Genomic DNA, 20975 nt, shown 5'->3' on the forward strand with positions numbered 1-20975 from the left:
GCACGTAATCGCCGCCCCATTCCGCTTCGTCGGCGATGGGGTGACGATTTCCAGCGTAGGCTCTCGCTCGAGGCGCTGTCAGCAGACCGATCTTCGTCCACAAAAAGGGAATACGACAGGGTGGTGCGATTCGGTCCCGATTCAGGCCGAGGCCTCGACCTCTTCGAGGCTCTCGAGCGCCTGAATCACGTCGCGGCGGTAGTTCTCGACGGGCGAGTCGTACTGCTCGCGGGCCATCTGAGCGTACTCGTTGGTGGGTACCGTCGAGCCGCTCTCGGGAGCCTCCTGCTCGGCTTCCCAGTCCTGGAACGCCTCGACGCGGTCGATGGTCCGTTCGGCGGTTTCGACGACCCAGCGGTCGCGAGTTGCCTCGTCGACGACCGCGATGGACTCGGGTCGGACGGAGACGTTGACGGTGCCGTCGTCGGTCTCGTAGGTGCGCGGCTTGCCGACGATGGCCACGTACGCCGGCGGTTCCGCGTCCCGGAGGGCTGCGGCGGCCTCGGGCTGGTACTGGCCGGCGTAGACGAAGAACGTTCCCGTGGGATCGACGACGCGCCCGCGCCAGTACTCGCTCTCGTCGCCCACGTCCTCGGTTTCGGTGAGCGTACCGACGAAGAACACGCGGTTGGCGCGGTCACCGGTCGGCAACAGGGCGTAGTTCGGGGCGCGCTCGTCGTCGGATTCCTTGAACGCGTACGTCGAGTCGTTGAATTCGGAGGCGAAGACGCGCTTGGCGACCTCGCGGGTGAGTTGTGTCTGAGACATTTACATCGACCTCGCTTTGATCAGCAGTTCCTCGGCGTCGACCGGCCCGTCGAGTTCCTCGACCTCGTCGGCCAGGACGTAGCGGCCGAAGGTCGGCCCCTCGATGCGGTAATAGGTGCCGACGATCCGATCTCGGATCTCGTCGGCGACGACGGTCGTGTCGAGGGCGTCCATTGCCATGTCCTTGGCCTCCTCGAGGCTGATCCCCGTCAGTCCCTCGGTGGCCTCGGCGTCGAAGATGACCTCGTGAGCGTCGAGGCCGTCGTCGACGACCCCCTTGATGCGGAGGTCGAAGTCGCCCTCGACCTCGCCGTGGTCGGGACAGCGCCCGTTCTGGAGGACGTAGGTGCAGTCCTCCTCGGGGCAGCGCTTGATGAGGCCGCTGCCGCTCTGCATATCCACCAGCGCTCCCTCGATTTCGCTGGTGTCGTCGCCGACTTCGATGTCCTCCTCGAGTTCTTCGACGACAGTCGTCGAGTTGAGCTTGACCGAGTACCGGCCCTGGTACTCGTCGGTGACGACGTTGCGGAGGTCGTAGACGCCGCCCTCATCGAGGCTCGGGAGGTCGGATTTGGCCCACTTGGTGAACTTGATGGTGCCCGTCGGGTCGCCCAGGAGGCCGACCTGCGCGACGGAGTCGCTGCGGGGCTCCCAGAGTTCGATGACCTTGGCGGTGAGGTCGATCCACTCTTCGGGTTCGTCGACGTCCTCGATCTGGGCGCGTTCGCTGCCGCCGCTCGAGATGTCCTCGCGCTCGAGGCCGGCCTCGTCGAGGTAGTGCGTCGTCACGGATCGGCGAGCCTCGTCCATGGGGACTTTGTACTCGTCGACCAGCGTGGTGAGTCGCTTCTCGACGTCCTCGACCTCGAGGTCGATGTGGTCTGAAAACTGCGCGTGTATGTCTTCTGCGTGTTGGCGTACGTCGCTCATCGGATCACGCCTCCTCTTGTGTATCCATGGGAGGCATACCGGTGTTCGCGCCCGATCGTATTTAAACTGCCGCCACCGGAGTGAAAGTGGTCCTCGACCGTGTTTGATGCGTCGCGTCGACCGTCTTCGTCCCTTCCCCGGTCGATAAGGAGGCTCGAGTTTCTGTCTCCGGCCAACAGTATATGTGTCCGGCCCACGAACGCTACCCACAATGGCAGATCGGCGTCGACTCGAGCGGTTTCTGCGCTCGAAACTCGAGCAGGCGGGAACCCAGTACGCGGAGGTTCGCCGGTCGGCAGACGGTCAGCTCGAGGAGGCACGGGAGGCCTACCGCGTGGCGCGAAACGCCCGGAGCCTGCCGACGGACGACGCGGGGCGGGCGAAAATCGTCTGTCGCCGATTTGCGGAGAAGCGAGCCGCGAAACTGGACGAGGAGTTCCGACCGGCGTGTTACGAGGCGGACCACCCAGACTGCGAGGGCTGTGTCGAGGACGTTCACGAGGGGCGTATCGAGACGTGGTGACTCCTCGAATTCCAACTTTTAGTCGCCCTCGAGCCGTCCATACACCCACTCGCCCAGCCGCGGGAACGCGAGGGCGGCGAGGGCGCCCGACCCGACAGCCACGACGAACGAGGTAGGCGGGAATCCGACCGCGGTCCCGACTGCGGGGCTCCCAAACGCAATCGCACCGAGCACGAGGTTGTAGTAGCCGATCCGGAGCACGACGAGCCACGGCGTGAGCGAGAGCCAGCCCCGAACGTCGGTTCCCAGTGGCCGGATCCACCCACCGCGAACCCCGGCGGCGACCGCCGTCATCGTCAGCCAGGCGACGAGCATCGCGCTCGAGACGCCGTAGACGCGCGGATCGGGCGAGAGGAAGGCCAGGGTGATCGCCGGCAGTCCCAGCACGGCGAGTTCCGCGAAGACGGTGGTCACGTCGTGGAGGTAGCGCCGAACCGGCGGCTTCTCGGCTCGAGCCAGGGTTCCGTGACCGTACCAGGTACGACGCTCGCTCGAGTAGGCGGGGCGGGTGGCCCGTCCGGGCGCCCGGTTCGGCTCCGATGGTCGATTGCTCGACGCCCGGTCGTGATCCGACGTCCGGCCCCGTCCGGGCTCTGAATCGCCCGTCATCGTTGGCGGCTACCACGACGAGACACAAATGCTGGTGGGGGCGTCCGCACGAACTGCGACCGGCGTTTACGAGTCGCCCCCCGCGAGGCGCTCTAACTCCGCAACAGCCCGCCGTCGATGGGCACCTCGACGCCGGTAACGAAACTCGCGTGCGAACTCGAGAGGAAGGCCACCACTTCACCCAGCTCCTCGGGATCGCCGATCCGCCCCATCGGGATGTCGTTGGCCATCGCCTCCAGACCCGACTCGTAGTCCTCGTAGGTACCGTTCTCGACGCGAGCATCGATCAGTTCCTCGATGCGGGGCGTCTCGATGGTTCCCGGCAGAACCGCGTTCGCCCGAATCTCGGGCGCGAACTCCCGCGAGACGGTCTTGACGAGGCCGATGACTGCCCGGCGGACCGCGTTCGAGAGCAGGAGGCCGTCGGCGACCTCCTGGACAGTCCGGGAGGTGACACAGACGATCGATCCCTCGTCGGACTCGAGCAGGTGGGGGTGGGCCTCCTCGACCGTCCAGACGACGCTCATCACCAGCAGATCGTAAGCCTGGTACCACTCGCGCTCGCTCGTCTCCAGGAAGGTCGTGCTCGGCGGGCCGCCCGCGGAGGTGACGAGATGGTCGATGCCGCCGAATGCCTCCGCGGTGGTCGCGACCAGGTCCGACACCTGGTCGGGGTCCGTGAGGTCGGTCTGCTTCGCGAGCACCTCGCCGTCTCCCTGCGAATCGACGTGCTCGCGAGCCGTCTCGAGTCGGTCCGCGTCGCGCCCGCAGATGGCGACGTTCGCGTCCTGGCGGGCGAGCACCGCCGCGCTCGCCAGACCGAGGCCGCTTGAAGATGCCGTTACCAGTGCCGTGTTACCGTCGACGTCGAGGTCCATGGGTTGACTACGCTCGCCGAGGACAAATCTCTCGGGGCCGTGGCAAGTCGGTCTGTAAGCCGGCGGTCGGGTACGGACTCGGGTCGATCGCGACCGATCGTGATTCGATCTCGGAGAATCCCTCTACTTGCGCTTCAGGTGGTTCATAATCGGGTTCTCTGTCCGGAAGAGTAGGTCTGGTCTCTACTCTGAGGGCCGATTATGAAGATAGTCTAGGGAAGATTATACGATGGCGATTTCACTCAAGAGTATGATTCAATTCACAATCGACGAATACGAGACCTCTCGAGGCGATTCGTGGCCATTCACGTATGCTTTGATGATTGCCGACACTGGTGGCCGAGCGGGCCGGTTTCGTGGTTGAGGCTTACAGAGTGAATCCCGGTCTCGAGGCGTCAAACGCGCACAACCGGTTCGAGATGTCCTCTATAGCCCGATTTCCTCTCAAACGATGTCTCAATCTCTACAGCAAGTTCAGTAGTTTATAGGGCCTCAAAACCGATAGCAGAGAACCGATTATGAACTTTTGAATTGTGTACTGGAAGACCACACACTCGACACGAGAAGAAAGTAAAATCCCTGTAGAGAAGGCTCTAGACCGCCGAATCCAATTTCGTGGAACGGATCTGAGACGCTCTTCGTAACGTTTCTCTTCCTGGTGACCGCTAACCCGGAAAACGCAAGACGGAAACCGATTATGAACTTTTTGAGAGCGTGATTTCTCCTCGTTTCGGTCCGCTCATATTCTTTTCCTTCCTCTTGCTCACGCCTGCCGCTGCTTTTTTGAAGCCATCTCGAGCGATAACCACCCAACTCCAGGACCTCTTCCTAGATTAGTTCATAGGCCACCTCTGCACATATCTTCCGGACCATTCTCGTGGTTATGGGACGAACAGGCGCAAAACCTCGTCGTTCATAGTCGTTGAACAGGGCTGTCGTACAAGCATGGCCGTCGTGGGTGTCGATCCGCTCGACGGCCCCTTGCTCAGTCGGATTGGCGAACCCGAACCGATCCGTCGCTCGTGACCCCGACGACGAGGTCCGTCGCAACCTGCCGGCCTGTCACCGCGTCGCCGGCGGCGTCCGAAACGACCTTCATCAGGTCGGGCGCGGTGTACTCGACCTTGACGCCTGCCTCATCGCAGGCCGCGTAGACCGCCTCGGGCACGTCGTAGAGGTCCGTTCCCGCATCGACCTGCACGCGAACCGGGGCTCGCAGCGCCTCGGCGAACGCGATTGTCTCGCGGGCGCGCTCGAGGTTGTCGCGGGCGCTCCCCTCGACCGAGGAGACGTTAGCGCGGGAGGTTCCGAGTGCGTCGGCGATCGCCGCCTGGGAGAAGCCGCGCTCGCGGAGTGCCAGCACCTGCGCCTGGCGGTGGGTGAGGACGCTCGCCTCGGGGTCGAAGCCGACCTCCTCGAGGATTTCCTCGGCGTCCTCGATCACGGTCGATACCCCCTCGACTCGACGGCGGCCGTCGCGGCCGTGATCGCGTCCATACCTAACCTAGGCGAGGGGACCCCCAAAGTGTCTCCGGTCGTTGGGCGGTCTGTGGGCCCCGGTCGCCGGACTCATCACCTTCAAGCGCCGTCGCCGTACTCCCCATATTGAACCCCCATCACCGGACTCGCAACCTTCAACCGTCCCCTCCAGAAACTCGAGGTGAGGATGAACCGTCCGCTCGGCTTCGACCCATTCGCTACCCAGTCACAATCCGCACACGCGTTGACCGTCCTCGGCGGGATTGCGGTCTGTCTTTTCGCGTACTTCGGGGCCGTCGCTGCCGTCTACGGCGACCTCTCGGTGCTCGCTCTCGAGTCGAATATCGGCGCGCAACGGGTGGGCGGCGCGGCCGGGGGCGTCGCCGTCTGGACGTACTTCTCGCTCGCGTTCGTCCGCGGCTACGGCGGGCCGGTGTTGAACGTGCTCCCGTACCCGGTCGCCATCGTCGTCCTCGCGCCGTTTCCGGCGCGGTGGTTCCTGTTCGGCCCGGATCTCTCCGGTCTTCGATCCAGGTTCGTCGGCTTCTTCGTATTCGAGCCGCTGATCACGACCGGAATCGCAGTTCTTCCGGGACTGGCCTCCTGCACCGTCGTACTCACGGTCTGGGCGTCGCTAATCGGGGACGAGGCTCGAGAACAGTGGGAACGGCGCCACCTCACGGTCGAGTTCTACGACGCGTTCGTTGACGTCGAGGAGTGAGGAACGGCTCGACTCGAGGCGAGTGCCCGAGGAGGAAATACATTCGCGCCAAAGGACTCGGGGGACGACCCTCGCGGAGGGGCACTCGCGGTAGAAGTTTCGAAAACACAACTCGAGGAGACGGAGAACCGGCCTGTTCAGCCGTTCAGGGCCGTGTCGTCGCCCACACCGCCGTCAGCGCCAGCATCGTCGCCGGCAAGAGCGGGAGGATCAACAGCGCGAACCAGTAGTCCATGTCCGGCGGCGTCAATAGGATGAGGCCGGGAGCGACGATGAACGCGAGGACGATCATTCCGACGAGTACCCAGCCTCGGCGGCCGAATTCCCGGTCGCCCGCCTCGGGGTGAACCGGTCGCTCGAGCCAGGCGTCGTCGTTCGAGTCGTCCTCGGCGTCCGCGCTCGCCTTCCGGTTGTCCGCGGGACGCCCCTCCCCGTCGAACGCGCTCGGGTCGTGGACGTAGCCGCCGTCGTCGCTCGAGGTCACGTCCGAGTGTTTCGAGCGCGTCCGCATAGCCCTCACGGTTCTCGTTTGCACGTCAGGGCCCGTCTTCGACGTTCTCGACCGTCCATCACGGCCCGTCTTCGATTATTCGACTTCGCTGTCCGGCCGGACGACGACCTTCCCGAACCCCTCGCGGTTCTCGAGGAGGGCGTGGGCACGGTCGGTCTCGCTCATCGGGAGCACCTCGCGGACGGCGGGTTCGAACGTGCCGTCCCAGACGAGTTCCATCACGTCGTCGACCTGGCCAGGGGTCGCCATTGTCGACCCCAGGATCGTGAGCTGGTTCCAGAAGATGCGGGGGATGTCGGTCTCGGGATTCGGTCCCGCGGTGCCGCCGCAGGTGACCAGGCGGCCACCCTTCGCGAGACTCCGGATGGAATCGCGCCAGGTGCCGGCGCCGATGTAGTCGACGACGACATCGACGCCGCGCTTGCCGGTCTCGGCGCGCACCCAGTCGGCGAAGTTCTCCTCCTCGTAGTCGACGACGTGGTCGGCGCCGTGGGCCTCGGCGTAGCGCAGTTTCTCCTCGCTACTGCCCGTGGCATACACCTCCGCACCCGCGTGGGCGGCGATCTGGAGGGCCGCGTGGCCGACGCCGCCGCTGGCTCCCAGGACGAGGACGGACTCGCCCGCCGAGAGGTCCGCGCGGTCGATCAACATGCGCCAGGCGGTCTGGAAGACGAGGGTGGTCGACCCCGCGGTCACCCAGTCGACGCCTTCAGGAACCGGGATCAGGTTGTCCTGGGGGACGGCGGCGTACTCGGCGTGGACGCCGGGGACGTGCTCGCCGATGACGTGGTAGGAGACACAGAGCGGGTACTCCCCGCGGCGACAGAACTCGCACTCGCCACAGGAGACGCCCGCGGAGAGGGCGACGCGATCGCCCTCCTCGAACCGGGTGACGGCCTCGCCGGTGTCGACGACGACGCCCGCCGCGTCGCTGCCGGGGACGTGTGGCATCTCGAGGTCGAGTCCGGGAAGCCCGCGTCGCGTCCAGACGTCGAGGTGGTTGAGCGCGCCCGCCTTCACGTCGACGAGCACGTCCTCGGGGCCGACCTCGGGGTCGGGAACCTCGGCGTACTCGATCACGTCGGTGTCTCCGTGGCCGGTGAAGGTGACAGCCTGCATACCGGGGCCAACGCGAGAATCCGTGAAAAGTTGTTCGTCACCGGCGGCGCTCGCTTCCTCTCTCAACGGCCGCCGCCGGGACGCTCCGTTCCACGATGTGAGACGAACAGCGTCTCTCGAGGCAGCGACACTCGTTCGACGGGCACCAGCGGCGGGTCGCCGCCCAGCGTCGTAAACAGGAAGTCGGCGTCGACCGTGCGGGCGACCTCGAGCGCCGGCCGGTGCAGTTCCGGTGGGAGGTTCAGCGCGTAGATGGCGTCGGCGTCGGCGTAGGTCTCGAGGTCGGGATCAGTGACGTCGTCGATCACGAACTGCACTCCCTCTGGGGTCTCGCGCGGGTGAACGTCCGTCGTGACGACCGCACACCCGGCCTCGACGAGCGCCTCGGCGACCGCCGTGCGCCGTCCGATGCCGACCTCGAGCAGGCGCTCGTATGCCTGGAGTTCCCCCACGAGCGCGTCCCGATTCTGGGACCGGTCTTCGTCACGGTCCCGGTGAAAGCGTACCACGGCGGGACGTTTATGCTGGGGGGCGCCATAGACGTTGCCATGCTCGTCGACATCGTGCCGGTCGGGTCCGTTCCCGCGAACGTCAAGCGGGAGGCCTCCGCGGCGCTCCGGTCGGTCTACGACTGCGACGTCACGGTCAACGATGCCCAGTCGATCCCGAACGGTGCGTACGACTCCGGGCGCAACCAGTACTGCGCCGAGACGTTCATCCAGCTGGCCGAGCGCGTCGGCCGAGGCGACAAGAACATCGCCGTCACCCCCCACGACCTCTTCTACCGCCGGCGCAACTACGTCTTCGGCCTCGCCTACCTCGACGGGAGCGGCAGCGTCGTCTCGACCTATCGTCTGCAGACCTCGAGCGACGGCGGCTTCTCGAACAAGAGCGCGAGCGACATCTTCCAGGACCGCATCCGCAAGGAGATCGTCCACGAAATCGGCCACACCTACGGGCTCGAGCACTGTGACAACCAGCGCTGTGTGATGAATTTCTCGCCCACAGTTCGGGAGGTCGACATCAAGGAAGAACACCTCTGTGGGAGCTGTCAGCGGCTGATCGGCTGATTCCGTCTCGCCCACGAGTGTGCCTTCAGCGTAACCGGTGAATCCCCGGCGTAACCAGTGAATCAGTACACCCGCAGGGCAACAGCCAGGAACAGGCTTATCTTTCTCTCGACCGTACACTCACGCATGGTGAAAGATAGACTCGTCCGTGCCATGAGCCGCGCACGCTACGCCGCGATGGGCGCCGCCGTTGGCGCCTTCCTGGGTGGACTACTGGGCAAACAGACCGCGAGCACCGGGGCCGCCCTTGGTGCCCTCGTAGGCGCGACCTTCGGCGAACACCGCCCGACCGTCCAGTCGCGCTTCGACGACCTGAAATCCGGCAGTGGGCCCAACGTTAGCGGACTGCGGTCTCGAGGCAGCGACGCCGAAGAGTAGCGAGACGAACGAGAGACGGACGTACGATCGGAGACGGCTTTTTTGGTTGACCCTCGTCGCGAGCCAACGCAATAGCGACTGCTGAGTGCCTCGACCTCGAGCGTGAAATTCGAATCGCGAAGAAACCAGACGGCGCAGATCAGGGTGCGTAGTAGTACTCGCCCTCGCGCTTCTGTTGCCTGTCGAGCTGGGAGTCCGGCTTGTTGATCCGCGGACGCGAGGTCCGCTCGTCCCGGCGGAACGTCACCTCGAGGTTCGCCAGGAACTCGTTCATGCCGCCGCGCATCGACTGAGGCGTCCCAGCGCGGCCGTGGACGGCCGGTTCGCCGTCGAAGACCATCAGGCGGTCGGCCAGCAGGTCGATCATGTAGATGTCGTGGTCGATGACCAGGACGGTGGCGTCTTGCTGTTCGGCGTAGCGACGGATCGCTCGCGTGGCCTGGACTCGCTGCTCGACGTCGAGGTGGGCCGAGGGCTCGTCCAGCAGGTACAGATCCGCCGAATCCGAGAGGCAGGCCGCGATGGCCACCCGCTGGCGCTCCCCGCCGGAGAGGTCCGAGAGGCTCTGTTCCATGATCCGCTCGAGCTGGAGCGGCCCCGCGATTTCGGTGTTCCAGTACGAGGAACCGAACTGGTCGGTGATCGAGGCGAGGAACGCGTCGACGCGCATCGGCTGGTCGATGGTAACGTACTGCGGTTTGTAGGAGATTTCGAGGTCCAGGTCGGCCTCACCTTCGTCGGTCTCGAGCGCACCGGTCAACAGCTTCGCGAAGGTCGACTTCCCGATGCCGTTCGGCCCGACGACGCCGAGCACCTCGTTCTTCCGAATTTCGCCGCCCTCGACCTCGAGGGAGAACTCGCCGTCGCCGTAGGACTTGACGAGGTCGGGATACTCGACGAGTGTATCCCCGCGGGTGGCGCTCCGGGGGGCGTGTTCCTCGAACTCGATCGGGTTCGGCCGGATCCGCATGTTCTCGTTCTCGAGGTAGCCTGCGAGGTACTCGTTGATGCCGTTGCGGACCGACTTGGGCGTTGTGATGACACCGTAGGCGCCGGGCTCACCGTAGGCGACGTGGAGGGTGTCGGCGAGCAAGTCGAGGACGGCGAGGTCGTGTTCGACCACGAGCATCGACTTTCCTTCCTCCTCCGCGAGTTCGCGGATCAGACGGGCCGCGGTGACCCGCTGACCGATGTCCAGGTAGGGCGTAATCTCGTCGAGGAAGTAGAAGTCCGTGTCGCGGGCGAGCGTCGCTGCGAGCGCCACGCGCTGGAGTTCCCCGCCGGAGAGGTCGTCGATCGACTGGTCCATCACCGGACCGATCGACAGCCGTTCGACGAGGTACTCGAGGGCGTCGCGCTCGTTCGTCCGCTCGAGCAGTTCGCGGGTGTTGCCGTCGAACTGGTTCGGAATCTGGTCGACGTACTGGGGTTTTCGCGCGACCGAGAGGTCGCCGTCGCGGACGGCCTCGAGGTAGTCCTGGATCTCGGTGCCGCGGTAAGCCTCGAGTACGTCGTCCCAGTTCGGCGGGTCCTCGAAGCGCCCGAGGTTGGGTTCGAGTTCGCCCGCCAGGATGCGGACGGCAGTGGTCTTCCCGATGCCGTTCGGTCCGAGGATACCCGTTACCCTCCCCTCTTGTGGCGCCGGGAGGCCGTACAGCGAGAAGGCGTTCTCGCCGTAGCGGTGGGCGGGGTCGTCCTGGAGTTCCTGTGGCAGGTTGATGATCTCGATGGCGTCGAAGGGGCACTTCTCGACGCAGATGCCGCAGGTTTCGCCCAGACAGATCTCTTCGGAGATGCGGATCTGTTCGGGCTGGCCTTCGTCAGCGTCTTCGCCGCGGAGCGTGATACACTCCTTGCCGGTGCGGTTGGGCGGGCAGTAGTTTTTACACTCGTAGTTACACCGGTCGGGCTGGCACCGATCGAGGTCGACGACGGCGATACTGTCTTTGGCCATGTTAGAAGCTCGCGCCGGTGCTCAGGACGATTCCCCAGGTGATGTACCAGAACGAGAAGGTCATCAGCCCGATGAACAGGACGTGCTTGGGTCCGAACTCCTCGCTGTCGTAGAGACCGGTCGCGGGCAGGGCGATGATCTGCAGGGCGATGAGCCCGAAGACGAGGAGGTAGGTGAGCGGTTCGGTCGCCGCGGCGTTGACGGTTTCCCCGGCAGTGAGTATCGAGGAGCCGATGGCGGCGCCAACCCCGGCGAGACAGGCGACGGCTGTCACGCCGATCGAGCGAATGTGCTCGCGTCGATCGCTCATTGTTGCGGTTGACATACTACTGAGTCTGTTTTGGGCGTTCAAAAGCCGTTCGCATTGTTCGGCCCTGCATGAGCAAGCACAACCGCTCACGTATTTTAATTCTCTTTCCGCAGTGACGGTCAGTCCAGATTACGGCTCGCAGTTCGTCAATCCATCGTCACAGGAGATGGTGACGGTTACGCTATCGGACTCGCCGCTCTTGTCGTAAAACGTCATATCGATCTCTGCGCCATCCATTGAAACCTCTTCGTCGCTCTCGTTGACGAACGCGTCGATCGTCACGGTGGCAAGATCCCCCTTCTCGAGGGTAACTCGTTTCCCATTTCCGTTGCCAAACTCGACGATCTGATCTCTAATCTCCCAGGGACTAGCGGATGCCGCTTCGGTATTCCCGACTCCGCCATTGACGATTACTTCTCCTGCTTGCCCTTCTTGCGAAATCTCGGTTGCTGCTGTAGATGTCCTGGTAACCGAGACTTCTGTAATGTCGATTTTACCGCCGGTGTTGTTGATCGAAAATTCGACGACGCCTCCCTGAACGAAGTCGACGCTGGTAACCTCCAGCCCCGGTGGACCGTTCTTTCCGCCTCCGCCGCCAGGACAGTTCACGTCGATTTCTGCACTTGTAGTCCGCTCGAGTTCGATTTTCACGCTGCTTGAGGCCGTCAGTTGTACGGTGACCGTTCCTTGTCCTTTGAATTCTGACGTTCCGCACGTCACGACGACGGTGTAGTCACTGTTGGTGCCGTCGGTTTTGACGTGGGCCTCGAGATCTGTATTTTGTCCGTTGAAGCTGACGATATCGGCGTTGACGTCGGCGTCGGACGCACTGAACAGCCCTGTGCTGTCGTTAACGTAAAAAATCTCGCCGCGCTGATTACCGGAGGGAGACACGTTTGCGCTTCTGTTTCCCGAGTTATCGATGATACCGAGTAATCCGTTGGGATCCGATGCCGTACTTACGGAGACCCCACGGTCAGCGCTGAGTGTGGAAAACCCGAACACTGGCCCGGCCAGTAATATCACCCCGACGACGACGAAGAGGACTGCGAGTTTGCTAACGGCGTTCATGGCTATTGCGGGCGTTCCCCTTCACCTAGGCGGTTCCGCCGGTTCTCGAGTACGTGCACCACCGCCGACACGGCGAACAGACCGACGACGGCGGTCGACCAACCCAGCGTCGGCACTGCCTCGGTTGGGATGATCTCGAGCCAGAGCCCGGCCATCACCGCAGCAGCGACTGCCGAGAGACCGAGGTAGTAGACGCCCCAGGGGATCGAATCGCCGGGAACGATGTCCAGGTACACCTCGAGCTGCTCGGCTTCCTCCGTGAGTTCGATCGCTCGAGCGTCGAACTTGACCATTCCCGCGCGCTCGAGTGCTGGGAGGTGCGTTTGTTGAAGCGACGTGTACACTCGCTTACGTTCGGCGGAGGTGAGTCCCTGTATCTCTTTCTCGAGTTCCCAGGCGGCGACCTGTTCGGCCAGCGCACCGAGTTCGACGGTTTTGTCAGTCTGCTTGAGGTGGTGGATCGCGTACCGTCGACGGTGATTGCTTAGGAGGTCGAAAATCTCGCCTCGACTGGGGCCGGTGGCGTTCCCGCCGCTCTCAGCCGTTTTAGCGTCGTTCTCGCCTACCTGCTCGGTAATCGTCGACATTGGCCCCCCGAAATCTATCTAGAATTACTGAACTAAGGCTACATAACGTTTGTTGCCGTTGCACGTAGATCTAAACTGGTTTCAAGGGCGAGTTCCCCGCGTCACCGGACGCGGGGGTGAAGTCCGACACTCCGCTTAATGTTCAGTCTGTTCGATGTACCGCTGAACAACTTCCTCCGATACTGCCCCGGTAGTCCCAACATAGTATCCTACTTTCCAGAATCCGCCACCCCAGAAATACGACTCGCGGATTTCAGGACGCCGTTCGAGAATGTGCTTCCCAGAGTACGACTTGAATTGCCGAGCAACATCAGCCGGGCTGTGTTTTGGGTCGGTCTGGACAAACAAGTGTATGTGGTCGTCCGCAATTTCCAACGCGAGTATCTCGTGTCCGAAGTGGTCGGCTGTCTCCGTGAACAACTCTGTCACCTCGTCATTGACAAGTCCAAGAACGGGGTGTCGGTACTTCGGACACCACACGAAGTGATGCTTACACGAACTAATCGAATATGCATGACTCCTGTAGTCTCCCATCCTAATCCCTACTTTTATTATCATTTGATTCGATAGTCAAGGAATGGGTATCGAACCAGTCACGAAGACCGCACGCACTCGGCTCTGCATAGAGTCTGGTGAGCGGTCGTGGCTCAAAGATGCCCGATTCACTGCACGAGATATCGCCAACGACACACTTCGTCTCAAGCAAGACGGCTACAACAAGACCGAGATTCAACGGGAAGTTGACCGCGATGACTTCCTTCGGAACAACAAGTGTGCGGTCGTCGGGAAAGCCCTGCAAGCGTGGGACTCCTACAAAGAACTCCTCAACTGGTGGTACAACCAAGACGACACAAACGTCGGGAAACCGTCGCCACCAGCCACGGACAAGAAAGGAGCCTACCCGCTCGTCATGGCGCACACCGAAGGCTACCGACTCACCTACAACGACGAGACTGACCGCATTCGGTTCCGTGTAAGTCCGAAACCGTACAAGAAGGTGAAAGGACACCTTCGAGGACGACCGGAAGACCTCAGCCTCATCGAGTCTGCCATAACGGAAGACGAGTGGTCGTTGGGACAGGCCGAACTTCTGTACCGAGATGGCGTGTACTACCTACACGCCACGGTCAAAACAGAGGTCGAAGTGCCTGAACCCGAAAACGCTGACACACTCGTCGGCGTCGATATTAACGAGCGCAACATCGCCCTCACCGCTCTTAACCGTGAGACGATGGAGACGCTCGGAACACTCGTGCATGACTATGGCTCTGTGAAAGCCGAACGCCAACGCTACCACACCATCACGAAGCGCTGTCAAGAACACGGCCAACACTCCATCCATCACCAGCTCGGGGAGAAAGAAGAACGCTACACTGAGTGGGTTCTTCACCGAATGTCTCGGGTTGTGGTGGAGTTCGCCTAACAGTTCCCGAACCCAGTTATCGTATTCGAGGACTTGAGTGGGATTCGAGACGCCATCAAGTACGGTACGTACATGAATCGGCGTCTGCACAAACTCCCGTTCCACAAGTTCGAACAACAGGTTCGCTACAAGGCAATGTGGAATCAGATTCCGTGTGAGACGGTCGAGTTGCCGTACAACTCGAAGTCGTGTTCGTGCTGTGGTCATCGTGGCTACCGCCAAAGTCGGCGGTTCCGCTGCACTAACGATGAGTGTGAGGTTCAGCAAGACCATGCTGACCGGAACGCGAGTGTGAATGTGGCGTGGCGAGCGTGGGCGAAACACGTTGGCGTAGATGTTAAATCGGTTAATTACCGGACTCGCAAAACCCAACCGTTTGTTCGGAAGGTGAGCCTGTCTGGGTCGGGGCGCTCTGTAAACCGCCCATCCTCATCCCGCGAAATCGCTTCGCGTGGAGTGCTTACGACATAGGCTGAGGGAACAAGAAAAGCCACGGGCCACCGCGCCCGTGGTCGTTTACCACAAGTGTGTCTTTGACTCACATGGCGCTCTCTCAGACTGCCGATTTCGGCCGATCAAGGCCGTCTTGAAGCTGCGATTGGTGGCCCAGAACTGCTTCTGGCGACCTAATACAATGGGGGTGGCCTCGAGTGGGTGATGTAATGATCACGTCGGTATCCAGCGACTACGATGCCGGCGCGGATCGAACGGAGACCATACAATGAGACTCAACAGACGCAACGTGCTTGTCGGACTGGGAACGATCGTAGCTGGTGGCGGCGGCGCACTCGCGACGGGTGCGTTTAGTAGTGTGGAAGCGACGCGTGAGGTATCAATCGAGACTGCAGGGGACACGGATGGCGCCTTGATAGGAATCAACGTCACGGGTGACCTCGCAGGAACCACCAATGATACAATCTCATTCGATCTCACCAATGACATCAACCTTGATGCAGTCACTAGGTTCAATGGTGCACTCACTATCACCAACAACCGCGAGATTGAGGGTGGTGAGATCGATATCGAGATACACATTGATGAAACAGATGCAGTGACTGATGTTGCCACCGACGATGGTGGGATGCAATTCGAAGTTACTACCGATGGAGACCAAAATAATGTGTCCAGTAATGGCGGATCTGTAACCTTTGATGTCGTCTTTGGACTTGATGGATTCACGTCAAAAGAAGGTGTCGATGGTGCCAATGGTGCCGATGATGAAATCCCCGAAACGATCACCATTATCGCCAACGACTCTGACTCGACCGTATAGTGGTTCCCTTTCGATAGAATAACTGAGTTGAATAGCTGAATGTATCTGAAATTCGGGGCCGCGTTCGTGCTTGTACTCCTGTTAGCGGTACCTACGGCGGCTATCTCCCTCGAGCCCACAGACACAACCGCTTCCATCGAACTCGAGGCGTCGAGCCCCTACGCTACCACCGAAAACGGCCAGCTAGAGCTCGACTTCGAGCGACTTAACGCCGATTCAGTGACGACGGTCGATGAAGCGTTCACCGTACGCGCGACAGACGAGAACGTCGACCGCATCTGGCTCTCGGGCACCGACGGCGTCACCTTCTACCGAAACGGCGATCCTGGAGACGAAATAACCAAGAAATCGCCGCTAGAGCCTACCACTGGCCAGCCCATCACAGTGGGCGTCTCCATCGACACGCACCAGGCGAGGGAGGGAACGGAGTCGTTCACGATCCACGTGGGATACGACGACGATGACGAGGACGACGAAACCGACCCCGACCCGCCGACGCTCGAGCGTGTCATCGTCTCGGACACCGAGGTGACCGTCGGCGAGACGATCACGGTCACGGGTATCTACCGGGGCGGGTCCCAGTCGATGGCGACGATGGCTGGGCTGACCGTCGACGACATCGTCGTCAGCCAGAAACGGGTGTTCGTCTTCGGCGGCGAGAATCGATCCGTCTCCTTCGAGCGGACGATGGACGGACCCGGGACGTACGAGGTTGGCATCGACGGCCGGACGCACACGGTGACGGTCACCGAACCCGAACCCAAACCGGGCGAATCGGTGCCGAATATGACAGTGACGGGGGTCGACCTCGACCGGACCGAGGTCGCAATCGGGGAGCCCATTACGGTCACGGCGACCGTCGAGAACACGGGCAACGCGACGGGGGTACGAACCCTCGAGTTCGCCGTCGGCGGGTTCGTCGTCGAGACGGAGCGGGTGGAACTCGCGCCCGGCGAGACTCGACAGGTCGAGTTCGAGCGATCGTTCGCCGACTCCGGACGCTACGCGCTGGCGCTCGAGGGCGAGGCGGTGGGTACCGTCACGGTCGTCGGACTACCGTCGATTGCGGCGATCACGGCGCAATTACCGTCGGAATCGGCGGCGGCGCTCGCCGTTCCGGCCGCGCTCGGCATCGGGTTCGTCGTCCGGCGGCGGCGAGCGTGAGACGAGCAGTTAAGACGATTCGAATGCGAGACAGGGAAAACACGACCGTGCCAGGAGCGAACTCGAGGGAGCGACGACGATGAACGGGACGTCGATAGCCAAACAGGTCGCGATGGGGCTGGTGGGCCTCGTCGTGGTACTGCTGGTGCTCGGCCAGGTGCTGGGCCAGCCGATACTGCTCGGCTACGTCGCGACGGGGAGTATGGAGCCAACGCTTTCGGCCGGCGACGGGTTCGTCGCGGTCCCGAGCGCGGTGACCGACGCACCCGAACCCGGCGATGTCGTCGTCTTCGAGGCCGAGACGTTACACGGGGGCGGACTCACGACCCATCGAATCGTCGCCGAGACCGACGAGGGGTACGTGACGCGGGGCGACGCCAACCCGTTCACCGACCAGGACGGGGGCGAGCCACCGGTCACCGAGGGGAAGATCGTCGCCGAAGCCTGGCAGATCGGGGGGTCGGTCGTCCGGGTCCCGCACCTGGGAACCGTTATCATGAGCGTCCAGGGGCTCGTCGGGGCCGTCTTCGGTCTCCTGGCGGCGCCGCTCGGGATCACGGCCGCCTTCGACGCCGAAGGGACCGGTGCTCTGCTGGTGGCCCTCGGGGTCGGCCTGCTCGGGGTCGGCTTGCTGCTCGAGCGTGTCGGCGTGGCCGAACGGCGGACGGCGCGACGAACCAGCCGCGAGAACGTGATCGGCCTCTGGTCGGCGCTGTCGGCCGTCGTCGTCGTGCTCGCCCTGTTCGCGACCGCGGCGATGGTGATCCCGGCAGGCGGAACCGCGTACGAACTCGTGAGTACCGACTCGCCGACCGACGACCCACAGATCGTCGCCCCCGGGGAGACGACGACGCTTACGCGAACGATCGACAACAGCGGCTACGTTCCGGTCGTCGTCGTACTCGATGCGCCACACCCCGCCGTCGATGCCGAGCCGCGGTCGACGACGGTCGGCAGTCGCGACACTGCCGAGGTAGCGCTCTCGATGACGGCACCGGAGACGACGGGGAGCTACACCCGCGACGTCGTCGAGAGTCGGTACCTCCTCGTCTTGCCACCGACGCTCCTCGTCTGGCTCCACGACGTCCACCCCTTCGTGGCCATCGGCGCGGTCAACGTCGTGATCGTCGCCGTGGCCGTTGGTCTCGTGTTCGCCCTCTTTGGCACCGGAGACCTCCGGATCCGGACGCCTGGATCGCACCTCCCGCTTTCCAGGCGACTCGAACGCTTGCTCGAGAAGTGGCTGTGATCGCCCCTCGCGCGCCCAGCCCGCTCGATCGATGGCCGCTACTGTTATAATCGATGAACGACGACCTATCGTATCGCGTGACTTTCCGCACTGTGCTACATGGGGAATTGGCCGACGGCGAGTCACAGCCAGCGACGGGGTCCGACGGGAGGGAGGGGACGCCGTGACGAACACGCCGCGGCTCGACTTACTGATCGCCAGGTCCGGTCGACCGATCCTAATCGCGCTGCTCGTGATCGGCACGATTGCCCTGCTCGCGACCGGCTGGGTCGTCGCGAACCCGTCGACGACCACGACTACCCAGGAGGTCGATCGCCAGACGGTTTCGACGCAGGTCGGCACGGAAGCCGTGGTCGTCCAGGACGGTCTCTGGGAGGCGGGAACGGTGCTCGAGGACAATCCTGCGTACGTGATCAACGCCTCCCCGGAACTCGAGGTCGTCGCAGAGACGGCGGTTCCGAGCGACGAGACGAGCCTCGAACACGAGATCGTCCTCAGGTACGCGGCCTCGCGCAACGGCGAGGTGTTCTGGGAGTCAGAACGGGTGCTGGCGGCCGAGGAACCGACGGTCACGGACGGACAGGGCGTCACCAGGGCGTCGGTCGACGTCCGAGAGGTCCAGGACAGACGTGAGGAACTCAGGGCCCGCCTCGACGGGGTCGGCACGGTCGACCTCTCGCTGATCGTCCGCACGAGTTACGATACGGGGACGCACGTCGGCGAGCACGCCCCGTCGACCTCGTTCGTCGTCACCGAGCGGAGTTACTATCTCGAAGACCATCCCGAAGAGTCGGACCCGAACCCGGTCACCCAGACCGTCGAGACGACGGACCCACCCAGTTCCGCGCTGATCGGCGCCCTCCTGATCCTCACGGTGGGTTCGTTCGGTGGGGCCGCGTTCGTCAACTCCCGCTCCGACGTCGACGTCGACCGAGCACGGCAGGCGATTCACGAGAATCGCTACGCGGAGTGGATTTCGCGGGGCTCGCTGCCGATGTGGATTGGCGACGAACACGTCTCGCTCGACACGCTCGAGGACGTCGTTGACGTCGCTATCGACACGAACGAGCGCGTGATCCACGATCGGAGCCGCGGCCTGTTCGCGGTCGTCAGCGACGGCGTCGTCTACTACTACAGCGACCGCGGGCTCTGGGAGGAGACGGCGTGGCCGGACTTCGACCTGGAGGAGCGGCCGACTCCGGGCGACGTGGTCTCACCCGGTGACGGCGACGAATCGTCGGCTCGACCGGGCGATAGCGGACCGAAGCCGCCGTTCGAGGACTTGCCGGACCCCGAGGACGACGACGCCTGGAACAATCTGTGATCGGTCGTCGTACACCTGTGGTCGGTCGCGTTCTTCTGTGGTCGGTCGCGTAGCCTGTAGTTGGTCGTCGTACTCCCGCGTGTGCTTGTTTCTGTTCAGCACACGAATCTATCACGCCGACTGACTGACTGGTCAAATTGTCGCGAATGTCCCGTTTTACGGGCTGCTGTGCCCAGTATTCATTGACATAGGCGTGAACGAATCGTCCGTTCTGTCATCCGAAAAGGCTCAACTTTATACTCCTGGAGCATTTCGATTCGTAATATGAGTGAGACTGACGGGGAGGACATTACGGATTTGCCACCGAGTGCGAAACTGGTCTACAAAGTCCTCGAGTACGACGGCCCGTTGACCCAGAAGCAGATCGTCGAGGAGTCGATGCTGTCGGCGCGCACGGTCAGGTACGCCCTCGAGCGCCTCAGCGACATCGGCACCGTCGACGAGAACATCTACTTCGCGGACGCACGCCAGAGCCTCTACCGGATCACGGAAGCCGAACCAGTTGCGGCCGACGGTAGCGGCGGCGAGCCAGCCAGCAAGGACGCCTGCTGTGCGGAGTGACCGGTCGCGAGTCGATAGAATATTCGTCCTCGAGTGACCGACTCGAGACATGGACAAGGAGACGCTGCCGGAGTGGGCGTGGCTGTTTTTCGGATTGATGGTCGCCGCGGTCGCCGCCAACGGAATTAGCATGGCCCTACAGATTTCGACCGACTGGCGGATGGCCATCATCGTCACCGTGATGGCACCAGTCCTGGTCTACGTCGGCGTCTGGTACGACCCGGACAGACAGTACTACTGGGAGCAGTCACGAGCGAAGATCTTCGGCGATGTGGGCTTCCTGGTCGTGGGAACGGCCGTGGGTGCCGGCATCGCCATCGCCCTGACGATCGACCTGATCGACTCGCAGTTCCTGCGGGACCTGCTCGCCATGCTCGTGGGCTTTCTCACCGGCTGGGCCCTCTTCTGGTGGCGCAACCCAGACCTCTACCGTCCCGACGACGCCAGCTCGAGGTAACGCCATGGACGCCGAGGCCTACCGAACCGTTGCCGAGGCCGCGACCGCGAGCTTCGTCGTCCAGGGCTCGGAGTTTCTCGGGCACGCTCGCCCCGTCGACGACCTCGAATCGGCCGAGGCGTTCATCGAGAACGTACACGAGGAGTACGCCGACGCGACCCACAACGTTCCGGCCTATCGAATCAGGGTCGACGCCGATGGCCGGCTCCGGGAGTACTCGAGCGACGACGGCGAGCCGAGCGGTTCCGCCGGTAAGCCTGCCCTGAATGTACTCTCTCAGCGCGACCTCGAGAACGTCGCGGTCGTCGTCACGCGTTACTACGGCGGGACGAACCTCGGCGTCGGCGGCCTCGTTCGGGCGTACTCCCGAGCGGTCAAGGAGGCGGTCGACGCCGCGGGCGTGATCGAGGAGCGGCCCCACGAGACGGTCTCGATCACCCTCGAGTACGACGATTCGGGCACCGTTCGTGGCATCCTCGAGAGCGAGGGGCTCGAGTTCGAGGCGGAGTACGAAGCGGACGTACGCTTCGAGGTTCGAGTGCCGATCGCCGACGCCGACGCTCTCCGTGACCGAATTCGCAGTGCGACGAGTGGGCGGGCACGTCTCGAGTGAGGT

24 protein-coding genes and 1 pseudogene are annotated in these 20975 nt (G+C 63.0%); 12 read left to right on the forward strand and 13 right to left on the reverse strand.

The window, feature by feature from the left end; all coding sequences use genetic code 11:
- Nucleotides 1-141 precede the first annotated feature (141 nt).
- Both NGM15_RS13285 and NGM15_RS13290 read right to left on the reverse strand, forming a co-directional pair.
- Nucleotides 142-768: an RPA family protein gene (locus NGM15_RS13285; RefSeq protein WP_253431814.1), complete on the reverse strand. Its 627-nt coding sequence runs from the start codon at nucleotides 766-768 to the stop codon at nucleotides 142-144.
- A complete protein-coding gene (locus tag NGM15_RS13290; protein WP_253431816.1) occupies nucleotides 769-1698 on the reverse strand; it encodes a replication factor A in 930 nt (309 codons plus the stop codon).
- 211 nt (nucleotides 1699-1909) lie between these two features.
- Here NGM15_RS13290 and NGM15_RS13295 point away from each other — a divergent pair, with 211 nt between their 5' ends.
- On the forward strand, nucleotides 1910-2221 hold the full coding sequence (locus NGM15_RS13295) for a DUF7091 family protein (protein WP_253431819.1): 312 nt from the start codon (nucleotides 1910-1912) through the stop codon (nucleotides 2219-2221).
- Between the two features lie 18 nt (nucleotides 2222-2239).
- Here the strand turns inward: NGM15_RS13295 and NGM15_RS13300 are convergent, their stop codons facing one another.
- The 3 genes from NGM15_RS13300 to NGM15_RS13310 all read right to left on the reverse strand — a co-directional run bounded on the left by NGM15_RS13300 (nucleotide 2240) and on the right by NGM15_RS13310 (nucleotide 5152).
- Nucleotides 2240-2830, reverse strand: coding sequence for a DUF8215 family protein (locus NGM15_RS13300; protein ID WP_253431822.1), 591 nt, complete (start codon nucleotides 2828-2830; stop codon nucleotides 2240-2242).
- Nucleotides 2831-2922: 92 nt separating this feature from the next.
- Nucleotides 2923-3708: an SDR family oxidoreductase gene (locus NGM15_RS13305; protein ID WP_253431824.1), complete on the reverse strand. Its 786-nt coding sequence runs from the start codon at nucleotides 3706-3708 to the stop codon at nucleotides 2923-2925.
- Nucleotides 3709-4693: 985 nt separating this feature from the next.
- The gene (locus tag NGM15_RS13310) at nucleotides 4694-5152 is read right to left on the reverse strand and encodes a Tfx family DNA-binding protein (protein ID WP_253431826.1); all 459 of its coding nucleotides are present in this window, start codon (nucleotides 5150-5152) and stop codon (nucleotides 4694-4696) included.
- Between the two features lie 222 nt (nucleotides 5153-5374).
- On the opposite strand from NGM15_RS13310, the gene NGM15_RS13315 reads away from it, so the two are divergent.
- Nucleotides 5375-5908, forward strand: a complete 534-nt coding sequence (locus NGM15_RS13315) for a hypothetical protein (protein WP_253431828.1) — start codon at nucleotides 5375-5377, stop codon at nucleotides 5906-5908.
- Nucleotides 5909-6053: 145 nt separating this feature from the next.
- On the opposite strand, the gene NGM15_RS13320 is transcribed toward NGM15_RS13315, so the two are convergent.
- The 3 genes from NGM15_RS13320 to NGM15_RS13330 form a co-directional block, all read right to left on the reverse strand.
- Nucleotides 6054-6392 carry a DUF7977 family protein gene (locus tag NGM15_RS13320; protein WP_253431830.1) on the reverse strand — a complete coding sequence of 113 codons (339 nt, stop codon included), beginning with the start codon at nucleotides 6390-6392 and terminating at the stop codon, nucleotides 6054-6056.
- Between the two features lie 102 nt (nucleotides 6393-6494).
- Nucleotides 6495-7538, reverse strand: a complete 1044-nt coding sequence (locus NGM15_RS13325; protein ID WP_253431832.1) for a zinc-binding dehydrogenase — start codon at nucleotides 7536-7538, stop codon at nucleotides 6495-6497.
- Nucleotides 7539-7600: 62 nt separating this feature from the next.
- Nucleotides 7601-8047 carry a UPF0146 family protein gene (locus NGM15_RS13330; protein ID WP_425494449.1) on the reverse strand — a complete coding sequence of 149 codons (447 nt, stop codon included), beginning with the start codon at nucleotides 8045-8047 and terminating at the stop codon, nucleotides 7601-7603.
- 39 nt (nucleotides 8048-8086) lie between these two features.
- Here NGM15_RS13330 and NGM15_RS13335 point away from each other — a divergent pair, with 39 nt between their 5' ends.
- Entirely contained in the window at nucleotides 8087-8608 is a 522-nt protein-coding gene (locus NGM15_RS13335) for an archaemetzincin family Zn-dependent metalloprotease (protein WP_253431834.1), read from the forward strand.
- A 126-nt stretch (nucleotides 8609-8734) separates the two neighbouring features.
- Nucleotides 8735-8986 (forward strand): YMGG-like glycine zipper-containing protein, encoded by a 252-nt coding sequence (locus NGM15_RS13340; protein ID WP_253431835.1) that lies wholly within the window; start codon nucleotides 8735-8737, stop codon nucleotides 8984-8986.
- 139 nt (nucleotides 8987-9125) lie between these two features.
- Here the strand turns inward: NGM15_RS13340 and NGM15_RS13345 are convergent, their stop codons facing one another.
- The 5 genes from NGM15_RS13345 to tnpA all read right to left on the reverse strand — a co-directional run bounded on the left by NGM15_RS13345 (nucleotide 9126) and on the right by tnpA (nucleotide 13442).
- Nucleotides 9126-10940: a ribosome biogenesis/translation initiation ATPase RLI gene (locus NGM15_RS13345; protein WP_253431837.1), complete on the reverse strand. Its 1815-nt coding sequence runs from the start codon at nucleotides 10938-10940 to the stop codon at nucleotides 9126-9128.
- Between the two features lies 1 nt (nucleotide 10941).
- A complete protein-coding gene (locus NGM15_RS13350; protein WP_253431839.1) occupies nucleotides 10942-11265 on the reverse strand; it encodes an EMC6-like membrane protein in 324 nt (107 codons plus the stop codon).
- Nucleotides 11266-11379: 114 nt separating this feature from the next.
- On the reverse strand, nucleotides 11380-12321 hold the full coding sequence (locus NGM15_RS13355) for a hypothetical protein (protein ID WP_253431841.1): 942 nt from the start codon (nucleotides 12319-12321) through the stop codon (nucleotides 11380-11382).
- Nucleotides 12322-12323: 2 nt separating this feature from the next.
- Nucleotides 12324-12908 carry a DUF7344 domain-containing protein gene (locus NGM15_RS13360; RefSeq protein ID WP_253431844.1) on the reverse strand — a complete coding sequence of 195 codons (585 nt, stop codon included), beginning with the start codon at nucleotides 12906-12908 and terminating at the stop codon, nucleotides 12324-12326.
- Between the two features lie 135 nt (nucleotides 12909-13043).
- Nucleotides 13044-13442 carry an IS200/IS605 family transposase gene (gene tnpA, locus NGM15_RS13365; RefSeq protein ID WP_253431847.1) on the reverse strand — a complete coding sequence of 133 codons (399 nt, stop codon included), beginning with the start codon at nucleotides 13440-13442 and terminating at the stop codon, nucleotides 13044-13046.
- 43 nt (nucleotides 13443-13485) lie between these two features.
- Between tnpA and NGM15_RS18935 the strand changes: the two are divergent.
- The 8 genes and pseudogenes from NGM15_RS18935 to NGM15_RS13410 all read left to right on the forward strand — a co-directional run bounded on the left by NGM15_RS18935 (nucleotide 13486) and on the right by NGM15_RS13410 (nucleotide 20972).
- A pseudogene (locus NGM15_RS18935) lies at nucleotides 13486-14802 on the forward strand (RNA-guided endonuclease TnpB family protein).
- 250 nt (nucleotides 14803-15052) lie between these two features.
- Nucleotides 15053-15604 carry a hypothetical protein gene (locus NGM15_RS13380; protein WP_253431855.1) on the forward strand — a complete coding sequence of 184 codons (552 nt, stop codon included), beginning with the start codon at nucleotides 15053-15055 and terminating at the stop codon, nucleotides 15602-15604.
- A gap of 39 nt (nucleotides 15605-15643) precedes the next feature.
- Nucleotides 15644-16768, forward strand: a complete 1125-nt coding sequence (locus NGM15_RS13385) for a CARDB domain-containing protein (RefSeq protein ID WP_253431857.1) — start codon at nucleotides 15644-15646, stop codon at nucleotides 16766-16768.
- A 79-nt stretch (nucleotides 16769-16847) separates the two neighbouring features.
- Complete coding sequence (locus NGM15_RS13390; protein WP_253431859.1) at nucleotides 16848-18017, forward strand: S26 family signal peptidase; 1170 nt, start codon at nucleotides 16848-16850, stop codon at nucleotides 18015-18017.
- Nucleotides 18018-18180: 163 nt separating this feature from the next.
- Nucleotides 18181-19341, forward strand: a complete 1161-nt coding sequence (locus NGM15_RS13395; protein WP_253431862.1) for a DUF5305 domain-containing protein — start codon at nucleotides 18181-18183, stop codon at nucleotides 19339-19341.
- 264 nt (nucleotides 19342-19605) lie between these two features.
- Nucleotides 19606-19902, forward strand: a complete 297-nt coding sequence (locus NGM15_RS13400; protein ID WP_253431865.1) for a helix-turn-helix domain-containing protein — start codon at nucleotides 19606-19608, stop codon at nucleotides 19900-19902.
- Nucleotides 19903-19951: 49 nt separating this feature from the next.
- A complete protein-coding gene (locus NGM15_RS13405; protein WP_253431867.1) occupies nucleotides 19952-20359 on the forward strand; it encodes a hypothetical protein in 408 nt (135 codons plus the stop codon).
- A 4-nt stretch (nucleotides 20360-20363) separates the two neighbouring features.
- Nucleotides 20364-20972 carry an IMPACT family protein gene (locus NGM15_RS13410; RefSeq protein ID WP_253431870.1) on the forward strand — a complete coding sequence of 203 codons (609 nt, stop codon included), beginning with the start codon at nucleotides 20364-20366 and terminating at the stop codon, nucleotides 20970-20972.
- Nucleotides 20973-20975 lie beyond the last annotated feature (3 nt).

Source organism: Natronosalvus halobius (genome assembly GCF_024138145.1).
In the GTDB taxonomy this organism is placed as follows: domain Archaea; phylum Halobacteriota; class Halobacteria; order Halobacteriales; family Natrialbaceae; genus Natronosalvus; species Natronosalvus halobius.